The organism is Clostridium sp. J1101437_171009_A5 (assembly GCF_015547905.1).
In the GTDB taxonomy this organism is placed as follows: Bacteria; Bacillota; Clostridia; order Oscillospirales; family Oscillospiraceae; genus Pseudoflavonifractor_A; species Pseudoflavonifractor_A gallinarum.
Window position 1 is genome coordinate 78,861 of the sequence record NZ_JADMVY010000005.1, and the last position, 16,600, is coordinate 95,460.

A 16,600-nucleotide genomic window follows, 5' to 3' on the forward strand; every position below is an offset into this window, starting at 1 on the left:
CAAAAAATTAGGAAAGGATATGTTCGTATGATTCCAAAGGTAAAGAAGATCATTGACCTGACGCAGCCGATTTTCCATGCCTGCCCCGGTTGGCCGACCTATAAGCTGACCAACGTGAATATGGAAGGCTTCTGGGCAAGAGACGGATTCAACGCTGAGCGGGTAGACATGAATACCCATACCGGCACCCATCTCGACGCGCCCTATCACTTCTTCCCGGATGGGACTACTGTCGAGAAGATGCCTCTGGAATCGTTCCAAGGTCGTGGCGTAGTCGTCGATCTGCGGAATATCGGCCGTATGCCGATCCTTGCCTCTGACCTGGAGCCCTATGCCGATAAGATCCAAAAAGATGATGTCGTGCTGCTCTATACCGGCTGGGCACAGAAGCGGAGCATGAGCAAAGAATACCTGTTCGAGTGGCCCTATATCACCAAAGAGGCGGCTGAATGGCTGGCCCAGAAGGAGATCCGCTGTGTCTGCATCGATGGTCTGTCTGCCGGTGGTTGGCCCGAGGGCACCGGTGCTCCTCCGCACATCGTTCTGCTGGGCGCGGGCATCGTGATCATTGAAGAGGTCTACATGGACGAGCGCCTCTTTGAAGAGGACGAGTGGTACATTACCGGCTATCCCCTGAAGCTGCAAGGCATGGGTGGTTCTCCCTGCCGCGTGGTCGCTACTGTGTTTGAATAACTGCAAAATAGAGGCCCACATCCCCGTTCCCCAGGGATAGCCGCCGAATCTCTCGCCTCCCTGCCTGCCGGAAATCTGACCGGGCAGGCAGGGAGGCGAAACAACAGGTACAGATATAGAGCGGGAGCCAGGAGATCCTCGGTGCTCCCAGCCGTGAGATGATGTGAGAGCTTATGATACAATTACTGATTTGCGCTGACGATCTGACCGGTGCCATGGACACCGGCGTACAATTTGCAAAAAAGGGGATCCGTACCGAGGTACTGGTGGGAAGACAGGTGGACTTCGACCGCATTGACCCGGCGGTTCAGGTCCTGGTGGTCGATACCGAGACGCGCCACACCTCTCCCGCCGAAGCAGAGGAGGCCATTTATCGCCTGGTCGTCCGCGGCCTTGAAGCGGGCATCCGCTATTATTACAAAAAAACCGATTCTGCGCTACGGGGAAACATCGGCGCGGAGTTAGGCGGCATGCTGCGCGCAGGCGGAAAACCACTTTTCTTCTTCCCCGCCTTCCCCAAAAACGGAAGGACGACAAGCAAGGGAATTCAGATGGTGAACGGTGTCCCAGTTGCGGAATCCGTTTTTGGAAAGGACCCGTTTGAACCGGTCCGCCATTCCCGGGTAGCGGACATCATCGGGGAACAGAGCCAGGCAAGGGTACGTGACTGCTTGCCCGGGGAGGTTTTGGACCCGACATGCGAAGATGATATCCTGGTGTGCTCCGCGGAGACGGACCAAGAGCTGGAGACCTGGAGCAGACAATTTCCCGAGAACGACTCTCTGTTTCTGGCTGGATGTGCCGGATTTGCGGAGTATTTACCCAACAGCATCTCTTTTGTCCGGGAGCAGCCGGAAAAGACGGTTGCCTCGGAAAAGCTGGTGGTGGTTTCCGGCAGCTTGAATGAGATCACACTTCTCCAGCTGCAAGAGAGCAAAGCACAGGCCGATCTCTGGATCGAACTGTCGGACCGGCAGAAGTTCGATCCATCCTATACGCAAAGCGAAGAGTGGCAGGCACAGCTGCGCCGGATCCGTGAACCGGATTGCCACCTGGCCGTACTGGGCGTGGGAAGGATCGACCTGGAGCATGAAGGCGAATTTGAACGGCAGACGCCGCAGTCCCAGCGTCGGGATGTGGTCAGCAGCAATTTGGGCAGCATAGCCCGAGACATCTTGCGGAACATCAAAGATGTGACTCTGGCCGTCTTCGGCGGCGACACGTTGTATAAGCTGCTGAGTCTTGCGGATACCCGGATACGACCCTGCTGGGAGATCGAACCGGGTGTCGTGGCGGCGCAGCTGCAAATGGAGGGAGAAACCCGTTACCTCATCACAAAATCGGGCGGTTTCGGATCATCGGATATGATTGGCAAAATCCAAGCAGCAGTCAATCCATGTAAGGAGGAATTTTAGATGGGCGTTATTGCGGAATTGTTGAAATCTACCCCTCTCCCCAAAATGGTGAAGATCAAGGAAAAGTTTGACGATACCTGTATCCCGGTAGATCAGATCCACGATACGGTTTTCGAGCAGCTGGGTCAGAAAAAGCTGGAGGGCATGATCAAACCTGACATGCGGATCGCAATCACCGTCGGCAGCCGCGGCATCTCCAACATACCGCTGATCGTCAGAAGCATTGCCGACTTCGTGAAATCCCAGGGCGGACAGCCCTTCGTGGTCCCGGCCATGGGCAGCCACGGCGGAGCCACGGCAGAGGGACAGCGTGCGGTAATCGAAGGCTATGGCGTTACGGAAGAGGCCATCGGCTGCCCCATCCTCTCTTCCATGGAGACTGTGGAAATCGGCCGCACAGAGGAAGGCCAGCCCGTCCGGATGGACAAGAATGCCTATGAAGCGGATGGCATCATCGTCTGCGGCCGGATCAAGCCCCACACGGGCTTCCGTGGTCCCTATGAGAGCGGTCTGATGAAGATGATGGCCATTGGCCTGGGCAAGCAGGCCGGTGCTGAAATCATCCACCAGGACGGATTTGGCCACTTCAAAAAGAATATCCCCATGTTCGGCACTGTGATCCTGCGTAATTCCAAGGTGATCTGCGGTCTGGCACTGGTGGAGAACGCCTATGACCACACCCGGGAGATCGTGGGGCTTACCCCGGACGAGATCATTACGGAGGAGCCCGTAATTTTGCAGAGAGCCAAGAGCTACATGCCGAGAATCCTCTTTGATTCCTGCGATGTGCTGATCGTGGATGAGATCGGTAAGAACATCAGCGGCGACGGCATGGACCCCAATATTTCCGGACGGTTCCCCACGCCCTATGCCACCGGCGGAATCGATGCCCAGCGGGTCGTGGTCCTGGACCTGACCAAGGAGAGTCACGGAAATGCTTGCGGCATTGGCCTGGCAGATGTGACCTGTATGCGCCTGTTTGAGAAGTTCGACAAAGAGGCGACCTATCCCAACGCCATCACCAATACCGTCACCGGCGAGCTGAAGATCCCCATGATCATGTACAACGACAAGCAGGCCATTCAGCTTGGCATCAAGTCCTGCAACGAAATTGACCGGGCACATCCCCGTGTTATCCGCATCAAGAATACCATGCAGATCGAAACCATCGAAATTTCTGAGGGTATGCTGGAAGAGGCCGCACAGAACCCTGACATCGAGATCCTCACCCAGCCGGAGGAGATGCACTTTAACGAACAGGACAATCTTTGGTAAAGGAGCAAAGCAGTGAAGTCGAATGCGTTGATCATTACGCCCAACGACGATGTCGTCGTGGCCATCACAGCGTTGAAAGCAGGGGACGAAGTCACCTACATGTGTCAGGACAAGCAGGAGAGTTTCTCCGCGGTAACGGATGTTCCTCGCTACCATAAGATCGCTGTTCACGACATCCCCCGCGGTAGTGTAGTGAAAAAATATAACCAGATCATCGGGGCCGCGACAAAAGACATTCGGAAAGGCGAGCACGTCCATGTACACAACCTGGACAGCTTGAATAAGGTGCAGGGAAAATGAAATTTTATGGTTATCGGCGGCCGGATGGCAGAGTCGGCGTGCGCAACAAGATCCTGATTCTGCCTGCCAGCATGTGTTCTTCCGATGTTTGCCGGATCGTGGCCTCCCGGGTAGAGGGTGCCGTATCCTTCAACAACCAGGTAGGCTGTGCCCAAGTGCCCAGCGATGCCAAGCTGGCCATGTCCATGATGAGCGGCATGGCGGCTAACCCCAACATCTATGGAACGATCCTGATTGGCCTGGGCTGTGAGACCTGTCAGGTGGCGGACATCGCAGCGATCATCCACCAGCGTACGAACAAACCCCTGCGCATGATGACCATCCAGGGCGAGGGCGGCACGCTTCGCACGGTGGAAAAGGCGGTCCGCTGGGCAAAGGAGATGGTCAAGGAATCCTCCATGCTTCAAAAGGAAGAATTTCCCATCAGCGAACTGGTGTTGGCCACAGAGTGCGGCGGTTCCGACCCCACCAGCGGCCTGGTCGCCAATCCGGTGATTGGCAACATGAGCGACAAGCTCGTAGGCATGGGCGGCACGTCCATTCTCTCCGAGACGACGGAGTTTGTGGGCGCGGAGCATATCCTGGCCGCCCGCGCAAAGGATGAGCGGGTCCATCAGCGGATACTGGATATCGTGGCTCGGTACGAGCGGCACTTTGTCGTCAATGGCGAAAATGTCCGGGACGGAAATCCCACCCCCGGCAATAAGGATGGCGGCCTGACCACGCTGGAGGAAAAGTCTCTGGGCTGCATTCACAAAGGCGGCGAGAGCATCATCCAGGAGGTATTCGATTACGGAGAGCAGGTCACTTGCAAGGGCCTGGTCATCATGGATACGCCGGGCAATGACAGCTCTTCTCTGGCCGGCATGGCTGCCGGCGGCGCCCAGGTAGCGGTGTTCAGCACCGGCCGTGGCACCGCCCTCGGCAATGCCATCATGCCCACGATCAAGATCACCGCGAACCGTGAGACATATCAGAACATGTCTGATGACATCGATTTTGATGCAAGCGGCGCCATTTTTGACGGGGTGTCCATTGACCAGCTGGGAGATGATTTGCTAAAATTGGTGGTAGACACCGCCAGCGGCAGATTTACGAACGCGGAGATCTTGGGCTATAACGAGACCTCCACGATGCGTGCGTGCAATTTCGTGTAAAATCACCACATTCCGCGTAATGATCGGAAAGACGGAGTAAAGAGAGGTTTTAATCGTGGAATATAGACCCATTCTTGGAATTACCATGGGCGATCCGGCCGGCAACGGTCCCGAGATCACAATGAAGGCGCTGAGCAAAAAAGAAATCTATGAGACCTGCCGCCCTCTGGTGATCGGTGACGCAAAAATGCTGGAGCAGGCCGCCCGCATCATCAATCGGCCCGATTTGCGCATCAATCGTGTTGATGATCCCGCCCAAGGCCTGTATACCTTCGGAACAGTGGATGTATACCACATGGACTTGGTGGACATGGACAAGTTCGCCTTTGGCAAGGTATCTGCCATGTGCGGTGAGGCAGCCTTTCAATGCGTGAAGAAGGTCATTGAACTGGCTATGGACCGCAAAATCGACGGCACGGTGACCAATGCTCTGAACAAAGAGGCCATCAATCTGGCTGGCCACCATTATTCCGGCCACACGGAAATTTACGCGGAATTCACCCATACTCCCAAGTACACCATGATGCTGGCCCATCATGATTTGCGCGTGGTGCACGTATCCACACATGTCTCTCTGCGCCAGGCCTGCGACTTGGTCAAGAAGCAGCGGGTACTCGATGTGATCCGCATTGCCCACGAGGGCTGCCGTGCCCTGGGGATCGAGCGTCCCAGAATCGGTGTTGCCGGACTGAATCCCCACGCCGGTGAGAACGGAATGTTTGGAACTGAGGAGATCGAGGAGATCATCCCCGCTATCCAGGAGGCCCAGGCGGAAGGGCTCTGTGTGGATGGCCCGGTCCCGCCGGACAGCCTCTACTCCAAGGCGCGGGGTGGCTGGTACGACATCGTCGTGGCCATGTACCACGATCAGGGGCACATTCCTCTGAAGGTGGTCGGCTTTGTCTACAACCGGGCCGAGCAGCATTGGGACGCCGTGGAGGGCGTAAATGTGACCCTGGGCCTGCCGATTATCCGCGCATCGGTGGACCACGGAACCGCATTCGGCCATGCGGGACAAGGCGTAGCCAACGAGCTGAGCCTGGTCAATGCCATCGAATACGCCAGAATGATGGCAGTGAACGGCAAAAAAGCGTGATCCGCTGAAAACCATAGCAGCAAACAGAAGAGATCCTTCCAGACAACTGCTAGATAAAGAGAGGCCCCCCCGGTCTAGCCGGGGGGCCTCTTTTTCCTTTTTATGCCCGAGGGGTGACCGATGCGTCCCAGGCAGCAATTTCATGGAGGGCTGTACAGGCCTTCTCCACAATGTATGCCATCATCTTTTCTCCCTGCTCTTTTGTGGCAAAAGTCGGGTTCCCGCAATTGCCGGCCGCCGAGAGATCATTGGCCAGCCAGCCCATTCCCACAGGCCCCTCCAGCGTAAAGACCTGGTTGCCCAGGAATTTCTCCGGCCGCGTGGGAACGGCCCGCTCCATCCGCACCGCCTCCGGCCGCGACACCAGCACCAGCGCGCTCTCCAGCTCTCCTGCATGGGAGTCGCAGCCCGGATCGGTCCGCACTTCCACCGGCTTGTCCGGCTGTGCCAGCAAAATGGAGATATCGATGATAAATACACCCGCGCCCGTCTCCGAGCGTACGGTATAGGCCACGTTGTTCAGCGTGGCGGAGTTCCCGCCATGCCCGTTCAGGAAGACCAGCTTCCGGAAGCCATGCCGGACCAGGCAGTCACAGATCTCTTTCAGCATCCGGTAGTATGTATCCGGCTGGAAGGTTACCGTACCGGGATATGCCATATGCTCCACACTGAGTCCCACCGGAATCATGGGGAAGAGCAACAGCTTGAATTCCGGCTCCAACTGGGCAAGGATCCGCTCCGCCGCACACTGTGCATCCAGCGTATCGGTCCCCAGCGGCAGATGGTGGCCATGCTGCTCGGTCGCCCCCACTGGAATCAGTATGATCGTCTTCTCCCGGTCCATCGCCTCAATATCCGGCCAGCACATGTCCTGGTAATCGCGTCCCATTATTTCCCCACTCCCTCACATTTGATTTGCCTGTACTCTGGCCGCAATACATCCGGAGAGCTCCTGTGTCGACAGGATCGTATGGTCTACCGGAAGGACGGCGGACATGGCCCGCGCCAGACGCGTTACCTGAGGCGGCAGCACGAAGGACTCTTTCAGCTTCTCCTCCTGGGCAAATACCTCCGCGGTGGGTCCGTCCAGAATCCGCCGTCCCTTGCACATGACGATGACCCGGTCGGCGTACTCCGCCACAAGGGACATGGCATGTGTCACAACGATCACCGTATGTCCGCGGCGCTGAAACTCCTTGGCAATGTCCATGATCTGGGCGCATCCCCGCCGGTCCTGGCCGGTGGTGGGCTCATCCAGAATGATGATCTCCGGCTGCATGGCGATCACCGAGGCGATGACCACCTTTGCCCGGTCACCGGCCGAGAGCGCCATGGGGAATTCCCGACGTAGTCTGGTCAAGCCGGTCTGCTCCATGGCATGTTCTACCCGGGCATCGATCTCCGCCTTGTCCAGCTTCAAATTTTGAGGGCCAAACCGGATCTCCTCCTCCACCGAGTCGGCGAAGAGCTGCCGGTCCGGGTTCTGGAGCACAAATCCCACCTTGGTGGACAGGCGGGCCACGCTGATCTCCCGGGTGTTGACGCCATCCACGATAATATTTCCCTGGGTCGGCTTATGCAGCCCCACCAGATTTTTCAGGAGGGTGGATTTTCCCGCGCCGTTCTGCCCAATGATCGCCACAAAGTCATTCTTCTCGATGGTAAAGCTGACATCGTGCAGCGCCTCAAACCCATTGGGGTAGGTATAGGTCAGGTGGTCCACTTGAATGACAGGTTCCCTCATATCCTCGCCTCCGTTTCTTGCAGCAGGGCGGAAAAGACCTCTACGCCCTCTTCCAGCCGGACCGGAAAGGCGTCCAGCGGGATCCCGCTCTGTTCCAGCTCCACCGCTACCATGGAGACCTGCGGAACGGCCAGCCATGCCTTGTCCACGATCTCCTTGTTCCGGAAAATACGCTGGGGCGTGTCCATGGCCAGCACCTCTCCCTCATGCAGCACCAGAACACGGTCTGCAAACTGGGCGATCTCTTCGCTCTTATGGGTGACCATGATGATAGTCATATTGTATTTTTCCTTCAGTTCCCGGACCACCTGGAACACCTCGATGGTACCGATGGGGTCCAGCTGAGAGGTCGGCTCGTCCAGAATCAAAATCTCTGGCTGCATGGTCAGCGCAGAGGCGATCGCCACGCGCTGCTTCTGTCCTCCCGACAGGCGGGTGGGGTCTTTTTCCTCATATCCCGCCATCCGCACCACCTGGAGCGCCCAATCCGCGTTGCGCTGGATCTCATCGGTGGGGATCTCCAGATTTTCCGCACCAAAGGCCACCTCATCCAGCACCTCTGTGGTAAAAAACTGCGATTCAGGGTCATCCAGCACAATGCCGATATGCTGGCAGAGCTCGGGGAGGGTATGCTCCTTGCTGTTCAGGCCGCAGATGGTCACATCGCCGAAGTATACTCCCTCCTGGCTGTGGGGGATGATGCCGGAGAGCATCTTGCACAGAGTGGTCTTTCCCGCACCGTTCTCGCCCATGATGACCAGAAACTCGCCCTTCCGGACCTGAAAGTTGATGTGCTTCAGGCTATACGCCGGCGCATTGGGATAGCGGAACGAGGCGTCAAACACATCCAGAATGATCTCATCCATGATACTCCCCCCTTACAGCATGACATTCAGTGTGAACATACCGGCGCAGAAGGCCAGGATAAAACAGAGGAAGGCCCAATCCGCCCCGTGCATCGCGATATCGTGCAGATAGGTCCGCTTGGGACGGCTCCCAAAGGAACGGACATCCATCGCGGTTCCGATCAGTGTGGATTTCTTCATACTGCCCATCACCAGCGGCACCACCAGGGCAGGATACGACTTCAGTTTCTGGAGGGTTCCGCCATCTTCAAAGGCGGTAAATGCCCGGAGCTTCTGTGCATCCGTAATGGTGGCGATCTGTTCCTGGAGCACCGGCACCTGATTGAGGGCCGTGGTGATCATAAACGCATACCGGTAGGGCAGCCCCAGCTTGACAAATCCAAGTGCCAGATCCCGCACTCGGGTGGTCATGATGATCAGCGGCATCAGGCACATAATGACCATCAGGCGGAATCCCAGGAGCAGGCCAAAGAGCACGCCTTCCACCGCAATGCTCCCCATTCCTCCAATCAGCGGGACAAAGTCCGGAATAATGGGGCTGATCAGAATGGTTTCTCCGCCCTGGAAAAGCGTCTGGATCAATACCACAAAGAGCACCAGGCCCACCAAGAGCTTCAGGTATCCGCCCAACTCACGGATCGATATGCCGGACACCTTCCAGCAGATCATAATCAGAAGAAAGACCAGCCCCAGAACGGGGAAATTGCGGGTGACAAACACCAGAATCGTCAGGATCAGGAGCATAATGATTTTGACACGCGGATCCAACTTATGGAGAAAGGACTCTCCAGCATGGTATTTGATCATGACCGAACCTCCTCCTGACAAAAGACCTTCTCCGCACATTCCTTCTGCATCGCGTCCCGTTTTCTCCGGTTCTCCTCATATTCCAACCGCATCTGCCGGTCCAGCTCGGTCTCCTCCTCCAGATTGTCATAGGCGGGCCCCACAAAGACCCCGATCTTGGGAAGGCCCATCAGGAGGGGGATCCCAATGATCACCGCCGCAAAGGAAAAGACAAGCCGCTCTGCCGGCACGCTGAAGGCCAGCACTTTCAGGAGATCCGCCGGGAGATCCATCAGCATCATCACGAAGATGCAGTTGATTCCCTGGGCCACAATATAGCACGGATAGAGGATCAAAAAGAGGCCGATCGCCTTCCAGAGAAAGCGCTTCTTTTCAAAGAGGTATACGCCAAGGGTCCCTCCCACCAGCGCCATGACCAGACCGACACACCAGACCGTCACGCTGTAGATCCACGCCTCCCGTGCGGCCGGGTAGAGCAGCCAGCTGCCGATGCTCAGTACGATCAGCCCAAAGGCCGGCTTCCAGTTTCCACGGCTCAGATAGCCGGCGGCAAAGGCGTTGGATGCGCCCGTCAGGCAGGTAAAGATGCCCACGTTGGCGGTATGGGGCGCGATCAGCGTACCGATGAAATCTCCGATCAACGCGGCCAGTCCGCCCGGGATTGGTCCGAACATCACTCCCGCCAGGGGGGCCAGTGTATAGCTGATGCTGAAGTTTCCGCCGCCGCCCAAAATGGGGAACGAGGGCAGCATGCTTGCCGCCGCCATCAGGGCGGCCCACACGGTGATCGTGGCAAAATGGGTCTTGCGTTTGCAGGTCAGGTTTTGGCGCATGGTCATTCTTCCTCCTTCAACGCATGAGAGCGGTCGTCAGATTCGGTGCCGTACCAATTTGACCGGCAGAATGTCAGAGCGCAAATAGGCGTTGGCCCGGACAATGGCCTCTCCCTCCACGGTATATCCGGTATCCCGCATCAGAAGCAGGGGTGTCCCCTGGGATACCTCCAGCTGCTGCGCAAGGGATGTGTCCGCCGGCACAATGTTCAATTCTGCCAGTGTAATATGGACCTGCTTGACACAGAAGGTCTCCAGAAACTCAAAGATCGACAGGTCCTGATAACCGTTCCACTTGCTGTAATCCAATCGGAAAATACTCTCTTTGATGTACACGCGGCTATAAATCAGCGGTATCCCACCTCCATAGAAACAGCGTTCCAGACGCAGAAGACGCTCCCCCGGCTCCGTCCGGAAGGTCTCATCCAAAACGGGTTCCTCCGGCGTCAAAATCCATGCGTCTGATAGATACTTACATTCCGGCTCCCGGCCTGTGGCACGGATCAGCTCCAGATAATCCAGCTGCTCATCCACCCGCGGCTGTGCCATAAAAATGTGGGTATTGATCCGGGTCCCCACACCGCGCTTGCGCGTTACGTATCCCCGGGACTCCAGTTCTCCCATGACATCCCGGATGACCATACGGCTCACGCCGAGCTGTTTTCCCAGATCTTCTTCCGACGGAAGACGCTCTACCCCCTGCCGGCTACAGGAAACCAGCATCCGAAGCAGTGCTACCTTTGTTTGCGCGTAGAGATCCATTGTCTCCCGCGCCGAAAATTTCGTCTCCATTCTGATCCATTCCTTTCTGATTCCACGGCATAGCATGAAACGCGCCAATTTGCTTCACAGCTCTATCATAGCATATCACTTTATGCCGCTGCGCGCCTCCTTTCCTGGAATCAGCTTGATATAATATTATATTTCAAAATAAGTATTACTCTTTTATATTAGTATGATATACATATCCACCAAGAATGTCAAGTGCTCTTTTTCCTTTTTTGTCGATTCTGTTTCAGGATGGCACATCCGCTTTCCTGCACCTCACACAAATATCCCCAAAGAAACAGAGCGTCTGCCCTCTGTGATATCGTACAGAGAGCAGACGCTCCTTCTAATAAAGCCATGATTGCGCTGTGGGCACTCCGTCCGCCCCGCCACAGGTCATCTCGTCTCGGCCTCTTTTGCCCCACGCTTGGCCGCATACTCAACCGCTGCGGCTACAAAGTCCCGGAACAGCGGGTGGGCTTTGTTGGGACGGGACTTGAATTCCGGGTGGAATTGGACGCCCACAAACCAGGGATGCCCGGGCAATTCCACCATCTCCACCAGACTGCCGTCCGGGGAGAGTCCGGAGAGGCAGAGCCCCTTTTCCACAAGCAGTGTCCGGAAATCGTTGTTGAACTCATAGCGATGGCGGTGCCGCTCCCAGATCTCCTCTGTGCCGTAGGCGTGAAAGGCCCTGGTGTCCCGGCTGGTGATATGGCAGGGATAGGCCCCCAGACGCATGGTTCCTCCTTTGCTGACCACTCCCCGCTGCTCGGGCATCAGATCGATGACCGGGTGGGCAGTGGAAGCCAGCTCCGTGGAATGGGCGTCCGCCAGACCGGCTGCGTGGCGTGCAAACTCGATCACTGCCATCTGCATGCCCAGACAGATCCCAAAGTATGGGACACGGTTCTCTCTGGCCCAGCGGATGGCCGAAAGCATCCCGTCCACCCCGCGGGAACCAAAGCCGCCCGGGACAATGACTCCGGCGCATCCGCCCAGCATTTGCGCGGCATTGTCATCGTTCAGCTGCTCCGAGTCCACCCAGCGGATGGCCACCTGAACACTGTTCTCGATCCCACCGTGGGCCAGGGCCTCCGCGACGGAGAGATAGGCGTCGTGCAGCGCCACATACTTTCCCACCAGCGCGATCTCCACCCGTCCGTGCGGGTGTTTCGCCCATTCCACCATGGTGCACCACTGGTTCAGATCCGCATCCGCTCCGCCCAGCTTCAATCTTTGGCAGACCACTCTGGCCAACCCCTCCCGTTCCAGCATGAGCGGGACTTCATACAGAATGGGCGCCGTCTGATTGGCAATCACCTGTTCCGGCGGGATATTGCAGAAGAGGGAAATTTTATCCCGAATGTCCTGGGGGATCTCCGCGTCGGAGCGGCAGAGGATCACATCCGGCTGGATCCCCAGGCCCAGCAGCTCCTTGACCGAGTGCTGGGTGGGCTTACTCTTGAGCTCCCCGGTCCCCGGAATGGAGACAATGAGAGAGACGTGGATATAGAGCACATTCTGCCGTCCCACCTCCACCGCCACCTGGCGGATGGCCTCCAGGAAGGGCTGGGACTCGATGTCGCCCACCGTGCCGCCGATCTCCGTGATGACCACATCGATGCCCGGACGCCGTCCCACCCGGTAGACTCGCTCCTTGATCTCGTTGGTGATGTGGGGGATGACCTGGACGGTACCGCCCAGAAAAGCCCCCTCCCGCTCCCGGTTGAGCACCGACCAGTATATCTTGCCCGAGGTGACCGAGGAGTCCACCGTCAAATCCTCGTCGGTGAAGCGCTCATAGTGTCCCAGATCCAGATCGGTCTCGGCGCCGTCCTCCGTGACGAACACCTCGCCGTGCTGATAGGGACTCATGGTACCCGGGTCCACATTGAGATAGGGATCAAATTTCTGAAGGGCCACCTTGAGTCCCCGGGCCTTCAGCAGGCGTCCCAGGGAGGCCGCCGCGATCCCTTTTCCCAGGCCGGATACCACGCCTCCGGTCACAAAAATATACTTTGTCATGTGCTGTTCCCTCTTTTTTCATGGATTTTATACTCAAAAACCGCTGGCGCCGTAGTTTCCCAGCACCCGGGCGGATGGGTCATCCACATCGCAGCCCTCCCATTCCCGGTTGGGCATCCAGAAATCGCGGATCATTTCGGCCTGACCCGGGTAGTACTTCTCGAAGAGATCCCGGTAGAGCAGGCTCTCCTTGGTAAAGGGAGGCCGGAAAGGATACCTGGCACACCCGCTCAAAAAGGCCCCGTCCGTGTACTGCCCGGCGGCGTACTCTTTCAGATCATCCACCATGGAGTGGCCCACCGCGTCGGAAAAGGCCGCCTTCTCCCGCCAGAGGATCTGTTCGGGCAGCAGGCCGTCCTCCGCAAAAGCCCGGCGCAGCAGATACTTTCCCTTGCCATAGGTGTTCATCTTGAGGGTCGGGTCCACCGACATGACGTACCGGGCAAAATCCAGGTCACCAAAGGGCACCCGTGCCTCCATGGAGTGGACACTGATACAGCGGTCGGCCCGGAGCACATCGTACAGATAGAGCTCCTCGATCCGCTTGCGGGACTCCTGCTGGAAGGCCTCCGGTGTGGGGGCAAAGTCGGTGTACTTATACCCAAAGAGCTCATCGGAGATCTCTCCGGTAAGGAGCACCCGGACATTGGTCCGCTCCCGGATGGCCCGGCAGCACAGGTACATGCCGATGCTGGCCCGGATGGTGGTGATGTCCCAGGTCCCCAGTGCGGCTACCACCTCAGGGAGTGCCCGGAGCACATCTTCCCGGGTCATGATGATCTCGGTGTGCTCTGCGCCGATAAAGTCGGCTACGGTCCGGGCATACTTGAGGTCGATGGCGTCCGTGTCCATGCCGATGGCAAAGGTGCGGATGGGCCTGCCCAGGAGCTTGGCGGCAATGGCGCACACCAGGCTGGAATCCAGGCCGCCGGAGAGGAGAAATCCCAGGGGCGCGTCCGCATCCAGCCGCTTTTCCACCGCCGCGATCAGCTTGTCATGGATCTTGCGGCAGACCGTCTCCAGATCGTCGGTGCAGTCACACGGCGTCTGCGCAATGTCCGCATACCGGATAAACTGTCCACGGTAATAGTAATGCCCCGGCGGGAAGGGAAAAATCTCTCCGCACAGCCCCACCAGGTTTTTGGCCTCACTGGCAAAGACGATGCCTCCGTCCCGGTCATAGCCGTAGAACAGCGGCCGGATGCCGATGGGGTCCCGGGCGGCAATGTAGGTGTCCTCCCGTCCATCGTAGAGGATGAGGGCAAATTCCGCGTCCAGCTTGGAGAACATCTCCACCCCATACTCCCGGTAGAGGGGGAGCAGGATCTCACAGTCGCTCTCACTGCGGAAGGAATACTTCCCCTTCAGGGCCTCCCGCCATTTTCTCCAGCCGTAGAGTTCCCCGTTGCACACCACCATATCCGCGCCCAGGGAGAAGGGCTGCATCCCCCGCTCGTCCAGTCCCATGATGGAAAGGCGCCGAAAGCCCAGCCAGCCCGACGGCGTCTCTGTCACACGGGCCATGTCCGGCCCCCGGGAACGGGTCCGGTCCAGATAGTACCGCACCTCTTCCGCCGTCCTGGTCTTTTGGGTAAAACCGATGATCGAACACATAAAAAAGCACCTCCGGATCTCTTTGCGCAGCCTTCTCCTTTTTCTTAGGACGAATGCTGCGCTCCGCGGTGCCACCTAACTTTGCCGCCTTCTGACGGCCCCTTTTCCAGCTCTGGACAAGCCGGTGCGATATAACGGTCGCGCCCGGTCCCCCTACTGGCCGTACCGGCGTTCAGGTTTCTGCTCCGGAGTGTTCTTCACGCAGCCTCTGGTGCGGGTTTTCCACTCTCACCCGCTCACTGTGACCGACCCTCTGCGCTACTTTTCTCCCTCATTGCCTCTGGTTTCTGATAAAAATAGACAAGGGCGCCGTGGCCCATGCCACAGCGCCCTTGCTGTTGTTAGGCATTATAGCCGGATGACGACGCTCTGTCAAGGGGGAGTCCCATTTTCAGCAAAGTGTCCCATTTTTTACACGGAACACCCCAACAGATTTTGTGCCTTTAAAAACGAATGGGATAGGTGCCGGTAAAGCACCCCTCACAGAAGCCGCAGGTGGCGTCCGGAACCATCTGATGCAGATCCTCCCGGCGGAGGAAGGCCAGGCTGTCTGCCCCGATGAGGGTCTGGATCTCCTCCATGGAATAGCGGCAGGCGATCAGCTCGTCTCGGTCCGGAATATCCGTTCCGAAATGGCAGGGCGCCAGGAAGGGCGGGGAGGAAACCCGCATATGCACCTGTGCCGCTCCGGCCTCCCGCAGCAGGGAGACGATCTGGCGGGAGGTCGTTCCACGGACGATGGAGTCGTCGATCATGACCACCCGTTTGCCCTCCACGCAGCTTCTCAGAGCGCCCAGCTTGATGCGCACGGCCTGCTCCCGGCTCTGCTGTCCGGGCGTGATGAAGGTGCGCCCCACATAGCGGTTTTTTACCAGCCCGATCCCATAGGGAATGCCGGACTCCTCCGCATAGCCCATGGCGGCATCCAGCCCGGAGTCCGGAACGCCGATGACCACATCCGCCTCCGCCGGACTGGACCGGGCCAGCAGGCGCCCCGCCTGCCGTCTGGCCATGTGGACCGATTGGCCGCAGAGGATGGAGTCCGGCCGGGCAAAGTAGATGTACTCAAAGATGCACATATGGCTGGAGGCATTCACGCAGTTTTCCCGGATGGAGGTGATCTCTCCGTTCTCCACCACCACGATCTCCCCGGGTTCCACCTCCCGCACCAGTTCCGCCCCCACCGCGCTCAACGCACAGCTCTCCGAGGCAAACAGGATGGCCTCCCCACGCCGTCCCATGCACAGAGGCCGGAATCCCCAGGGGTCCCGGACGGCGATCAGCTTTTGAGGGGACATGACCAGCAGAGAGTAGGCTCCACGCAGGCCCTTTACCGCCTGGCAGACCGCATCCTCCACACAGCTACAGCGCAGACGCTCCTGGGCAATGGCATAGGCGATCAGCTCAGAGTCGGTGGTGGTCTGAAAGATGGCCCCCCGGTACTCAAAGGCAGTGCGCAGTTCCTGGGTGTTCACCAGGTTTCCGTTGTGCGCCACCGCCAGCGTCCCCTTCACATACTTCAGCGTGAGGGGCTGTGCATTTTCCCGCCGGTTGCCGCCGGTGGTGGCATAGCGCACATGGCCCACTGCCATGGTCCCGTTGAGCTGATCCAGACGCCCGGCATCGAACACCTCGCCCACAAGTCCCACATCCTTGTGGAAGGAGAGCTCCCGGTCATTGATCGCGGCGATCCCGCAGGCCTCCTGCCCCCGGTGCTGAAGCGCGTAGAGGCCATAATAAACGGTGCGGGCGCAGTCTCCGGCCGGGTCCCAGATGCCAAAGATCCCGCATTCTTCATGGATGGACAATTCTGATTCCTCCTCCATCGTTCCATCTTCCAAAAGAGACAAGGGCGCTGCGGAATTTAACCGCAGCGCCCTTGCTGTCCGATATGATTATATATACTTTCCCCTTTTCCTGTCAAGACCACAGCTGCACGCTCCAACCCGAAATATGAATGTTATAAACTTATTAGTTTTATTTTGCAGGTATTTCTCCCAAAAA

General features: G+C 57.8%; 15 protein-coding genes and 1 other annotated feature. Of the genes, 6 read left to right on the forward strand and 9 right to left on the reverse strand.

Annotated elements, in window-relative coordinates; all coding sequences use genetic code 11:
• Nucleotides 1-27: 27 nt before the first annotated feature.
• The 6 genes from I2C21_RS08670 to pdxA all read left to right on the forward strand — a co-directional run bounded on the left by I2C21_RS08670 (nt 28) and on the right by pdxA (nt 5,936).
• Nucleotides 28-693, forward strand: coding sequence for a cyclase family protein (locus I2C21_RS08670; protein ID WP_101692131.1), 666 nt, complete (start codon nt 28-30; stop codon nt 691-693).
• Nucleotides 694-866: 173 nt separating this feature from the next.
• Entirely contained in the window at nt 867-2,108 is a 1,242-nt protein-coding gene (locus I2C21_RS08675; RefSeq protein ID WP_195279028.1) for a four-carbon acid sugar kinase family protein, read from the forward strand.
• Nucleotides 2,109-3,383: a nickel pincer cofactor-dependent isomerase, group 22 gene (locus I2C21_RS08680; RefSeq protein ID WP_193538703.1), complete on the forward strand. Its 1,275-nt coding sequence runs from the start codon at nt 2,109-2,111 to the stop codon at nt 3,381-3,383.
• Nucleotides 3,384-3,395: 12 nt separating this feature from the next.
• Entirely contained in the window at nt 3,396-3,683 is a 288-nt protein-coding gene (locus tag I2C21_RS08685; protein ID WP_101692134.1) for a UxaA family hydrolase, read from the forward strand.
• Complete coding sequence (locus tag I2C21_RS08690) at nt 3,680-4,840, forward strand: UxaA family hydrolase (RefSeq protein ID WP_101692135.1); 1,161 nt, start codon at nt 3,680-3,682, stop codon at nt 4,838-4,840. The genes I2C21_RS08685 and I2C21_RS08690 overlap by 4 nt, the downstream gene beginning before the upstream one ends.
• 55 nt (nt 4,841-4,895) lie before the next feature.
• Nucleotides 4,896-5,936 carry a 4-hydroxythreonine-4-phosphate dehydrogenase PdxA gene (pdxA, locus tag I2C21_RS08695; protein ID WP_101692136.1) on the forward strand — a complete coding sequence of 347 codons (1,041 nt, stop codon included), beginning with the start codon at nt 4,896-4,898 and terminating at the stop codon, nt 5,934-5,936.
• Nucleotides 5,937-6,036: 100 nt separating this feature from the next.
• Here pdxA and I2C21_RS08700 read toward each other — a convergent pair whose 3' ends face one another.
• The 9 genes from I2C21_RS08700 to purF all read right to left on the reverse strand — a co-directional run bounded on the left by I2C21_RS08700 (nt 6,037) and on the right by purF (nt 16,422).
• Nucleotides 6,037-6,825 (reverse strand): creatininase family protein, encoded by a 789-nt coding sequence (locus tag I2C21_RS08700; protein ID WP_193538700.1) that lies wholly within the window; start codon nt 6,823-6,825, stop codon nt 6,037-6,039.
• Nucleotides 6,826-6,840: 15 nt separating this feature from the next.
• Nucleotides 6,841-7,680: an energy-coupling factor ABC transporter ATP-binding protein gene (locus I2C21_RS08705; protein ID WP_195279029.1), complete on the reverse strand. Its 840-nt coding sequence runs from the start codon at nt 7,678-7,680 to the stop codon at nt 6,841-6,843.
• Complete coding sequence (locus I2C21_RS08710; protein WP_195279030.1) at nt 7,677-8,546, reverse strand: ATP-binding cassette domain-containing protein; 870 nt, start codon at nt 8,544-8,546, stop codon at nt 7,677-7,679. The genes I2C21_RS08705 and I2C21_RS08710 overlap by 4 nt, the downstream gene beginning before the upstream one ends.
• Before the next feature lie 12 nt (nt 8,547-8,558).
• Nucleotides 8,559-9,353 (reverse strand): energy-coupling factor transporter transmembrane component T family protein, encoded by a 795-nt coding sequence (locus I2C21_RS08715; protein ID WP_180956781.1) that lies wholly within the window; start codon nt 9,351-9,353, stop codon nt 8,559-8,561.
• Complete coding sequence (locus I2C21_RS08720) at nt 9,350-10,192, reverse strand: ECF transporter S component family protein (protein ID WP_195279031.1); 843 nt, start codon at nt 10,190-10,192, stop codon at nt 9,350-9,352. The genes I2C21_RS08715 and I2C21_RS08720 overlap by 4 nt, the downstream gene beginning before the upstream one ends.
• 30 nt (nt 10,193-10,222) lie before the next feature.
• The gene (locus I2C21_RS08725) at nt 10,223-10,978 is read right to left on the reverse strand and encodes a GntR family transcriptional regulator (protein WP_101692142.1); all 756 of its coding nucleotides are present in this window, start codon (nt 10,976-10,978) and stop codon (nt 10,223-10,225) included.
• Between the two features lie 372 nt (nt 10,979-11,350).
• Nucleotides 11,351-12,982, reverse strand: a complete 1,632-nt coding sequence (pyrG, locus tag I2C21_RS08730) for a CTP synthase (RefSeq protein WP_195279033.1) — start codon at nt 12,980-12,982, stop codon at nt 11,351-11,353.
• Between the two features lie 33 nt (nt 12,983-13,015).
• The gene (gene asnB, locus I2C21_RS08735; RefSeq protein WP_195279034.1) at nt 13,016-14,596 is read right to left on the reverse strand and encodes an asparagine synthase B; all 1,581 of its coding nucleotides are present in this window, start codon (nt 14,594-14,596) and stop codon (nt 13,016-13,018) included.
• A 42-nt stretch (nt 14,597-14,638) separates the two neighbouring features.
• Nucleotides 14,639-14,880, reverse strand: a binding site (T-box leader).
• 159 nt (nt 14,881-15,039) lie between these two features.
• The gene (gene purF, locus I2C21_RS08740; RefSeq protein ID WP_101692145.1) at nt 15,040-16,422 is read right to left on the reverse strand and encodes an amidophosphoribosyltransferase; all 1,383 of its coding nucleotides are present in this window, start codon (nt 16,420-16,422) and stop codon (nt 15,040-15,042) included.
• Between the last annotated feature and the right edge of the window lie 178 nt (nt 16,423-16,600).

What these genes read in the sequence shown, in the direction of transcription:
- I2C21_RS08700 (WP_193538700.1), bottom strand. Translation starts at nt 6,825, where the DNA reads ATGGGACGCGATTACCAGGACATGTGCTGGCCGGATATTGAGGCGATG.
- I2C21_RS08720 (WP_195279031.1), bottom strand. Translation starts at nt 10,192, where the DNA reads ATGACCATGCGCCAAAACCTGACCTGCAAACGCAAGACCCATTTTGCC.
- asnB (WP_195279034.1), bottom strand. Translation starts at nt 14,596, where the DNA reads ATGTGTTCGATCATCGGTTTTACCCAAAAGACCAGGACGGCGGAAGAG.
- I2C21_RS08675 (WP_195279028.1), top strand. Translation starts at nt 867, where the DNA reads ATGATACAATTACTGATTTGCGCTGACGATCTGACCGGTGCCATGGAC.
- I2C21_RS08715 (WP_180956781.1), bottom strand. Translation starts at nt 9,353, where the DNA reads ATGATCAAATACCATGCTGGAGAGTCCTTTCTCCATAAGTTGGATCCG.
- I2C21_RS08680 (WP_193538703.1), top strand. Translation starts at nt 2,109, where the DNA reads ATGGGCGTTATTGCGGAATTGTTGAAATCTACCCCTCTCCCCAAAATG.
- I2C21_RS08690 (WP_101692135.1), top strand. Translation starts at nt 3,680, where the DNA reads ATGAAATTTTATGGTTATCGGCGGCCGGATGGCAGAGTCGGCGTGCGC.
- I2C21_RS08710 (WP_195279030.1), bottom strand. Translation starts at nt 8,546, where the DNA reads ATGGATGAGATCATTCTGGATGTGTTTGACGCCTCGTTCCGCTATCCC.
- purF (WP_101692145.1), bottom strand. Translation starts at nt 16,422, where the DNA reads ATGGAGGAGGAATCAGAATTGTCCATCCATGAAGAATGCGGGATCTTT.
- I2C21_RS08705 (WP_195279029.1), bottom strand. Translation starts at nt 7,680, where the DNA reads ATGAGGGAACCTGTCATTCAAGTGGACCACCTGACCTATACCTACCCC.
- I2C21_RS08725 (WP_101692142.1), bottom strand. Translation starts at nt 10,978, where the DNA reads ATGGAGACGAAATTTTCGGCGCGGGAGACAATGGATCTCTACGCGCAA.
- I2C21_RS08670 (WP_101692131.1), top strand. Translation starts at nt 28, where the DNA reads ATGATTCCAAAGGTAAAGAAGATCATTGACCTGACGCAGCCGATTTTC.
- pyrG (WP_195279033.1), bottom strand. Translation starts at nt 12,982, where the DNA reads ATGACAAAGTATATTTTTGTGACCGGAGGCGTGGTATCCGGCCTGGGA.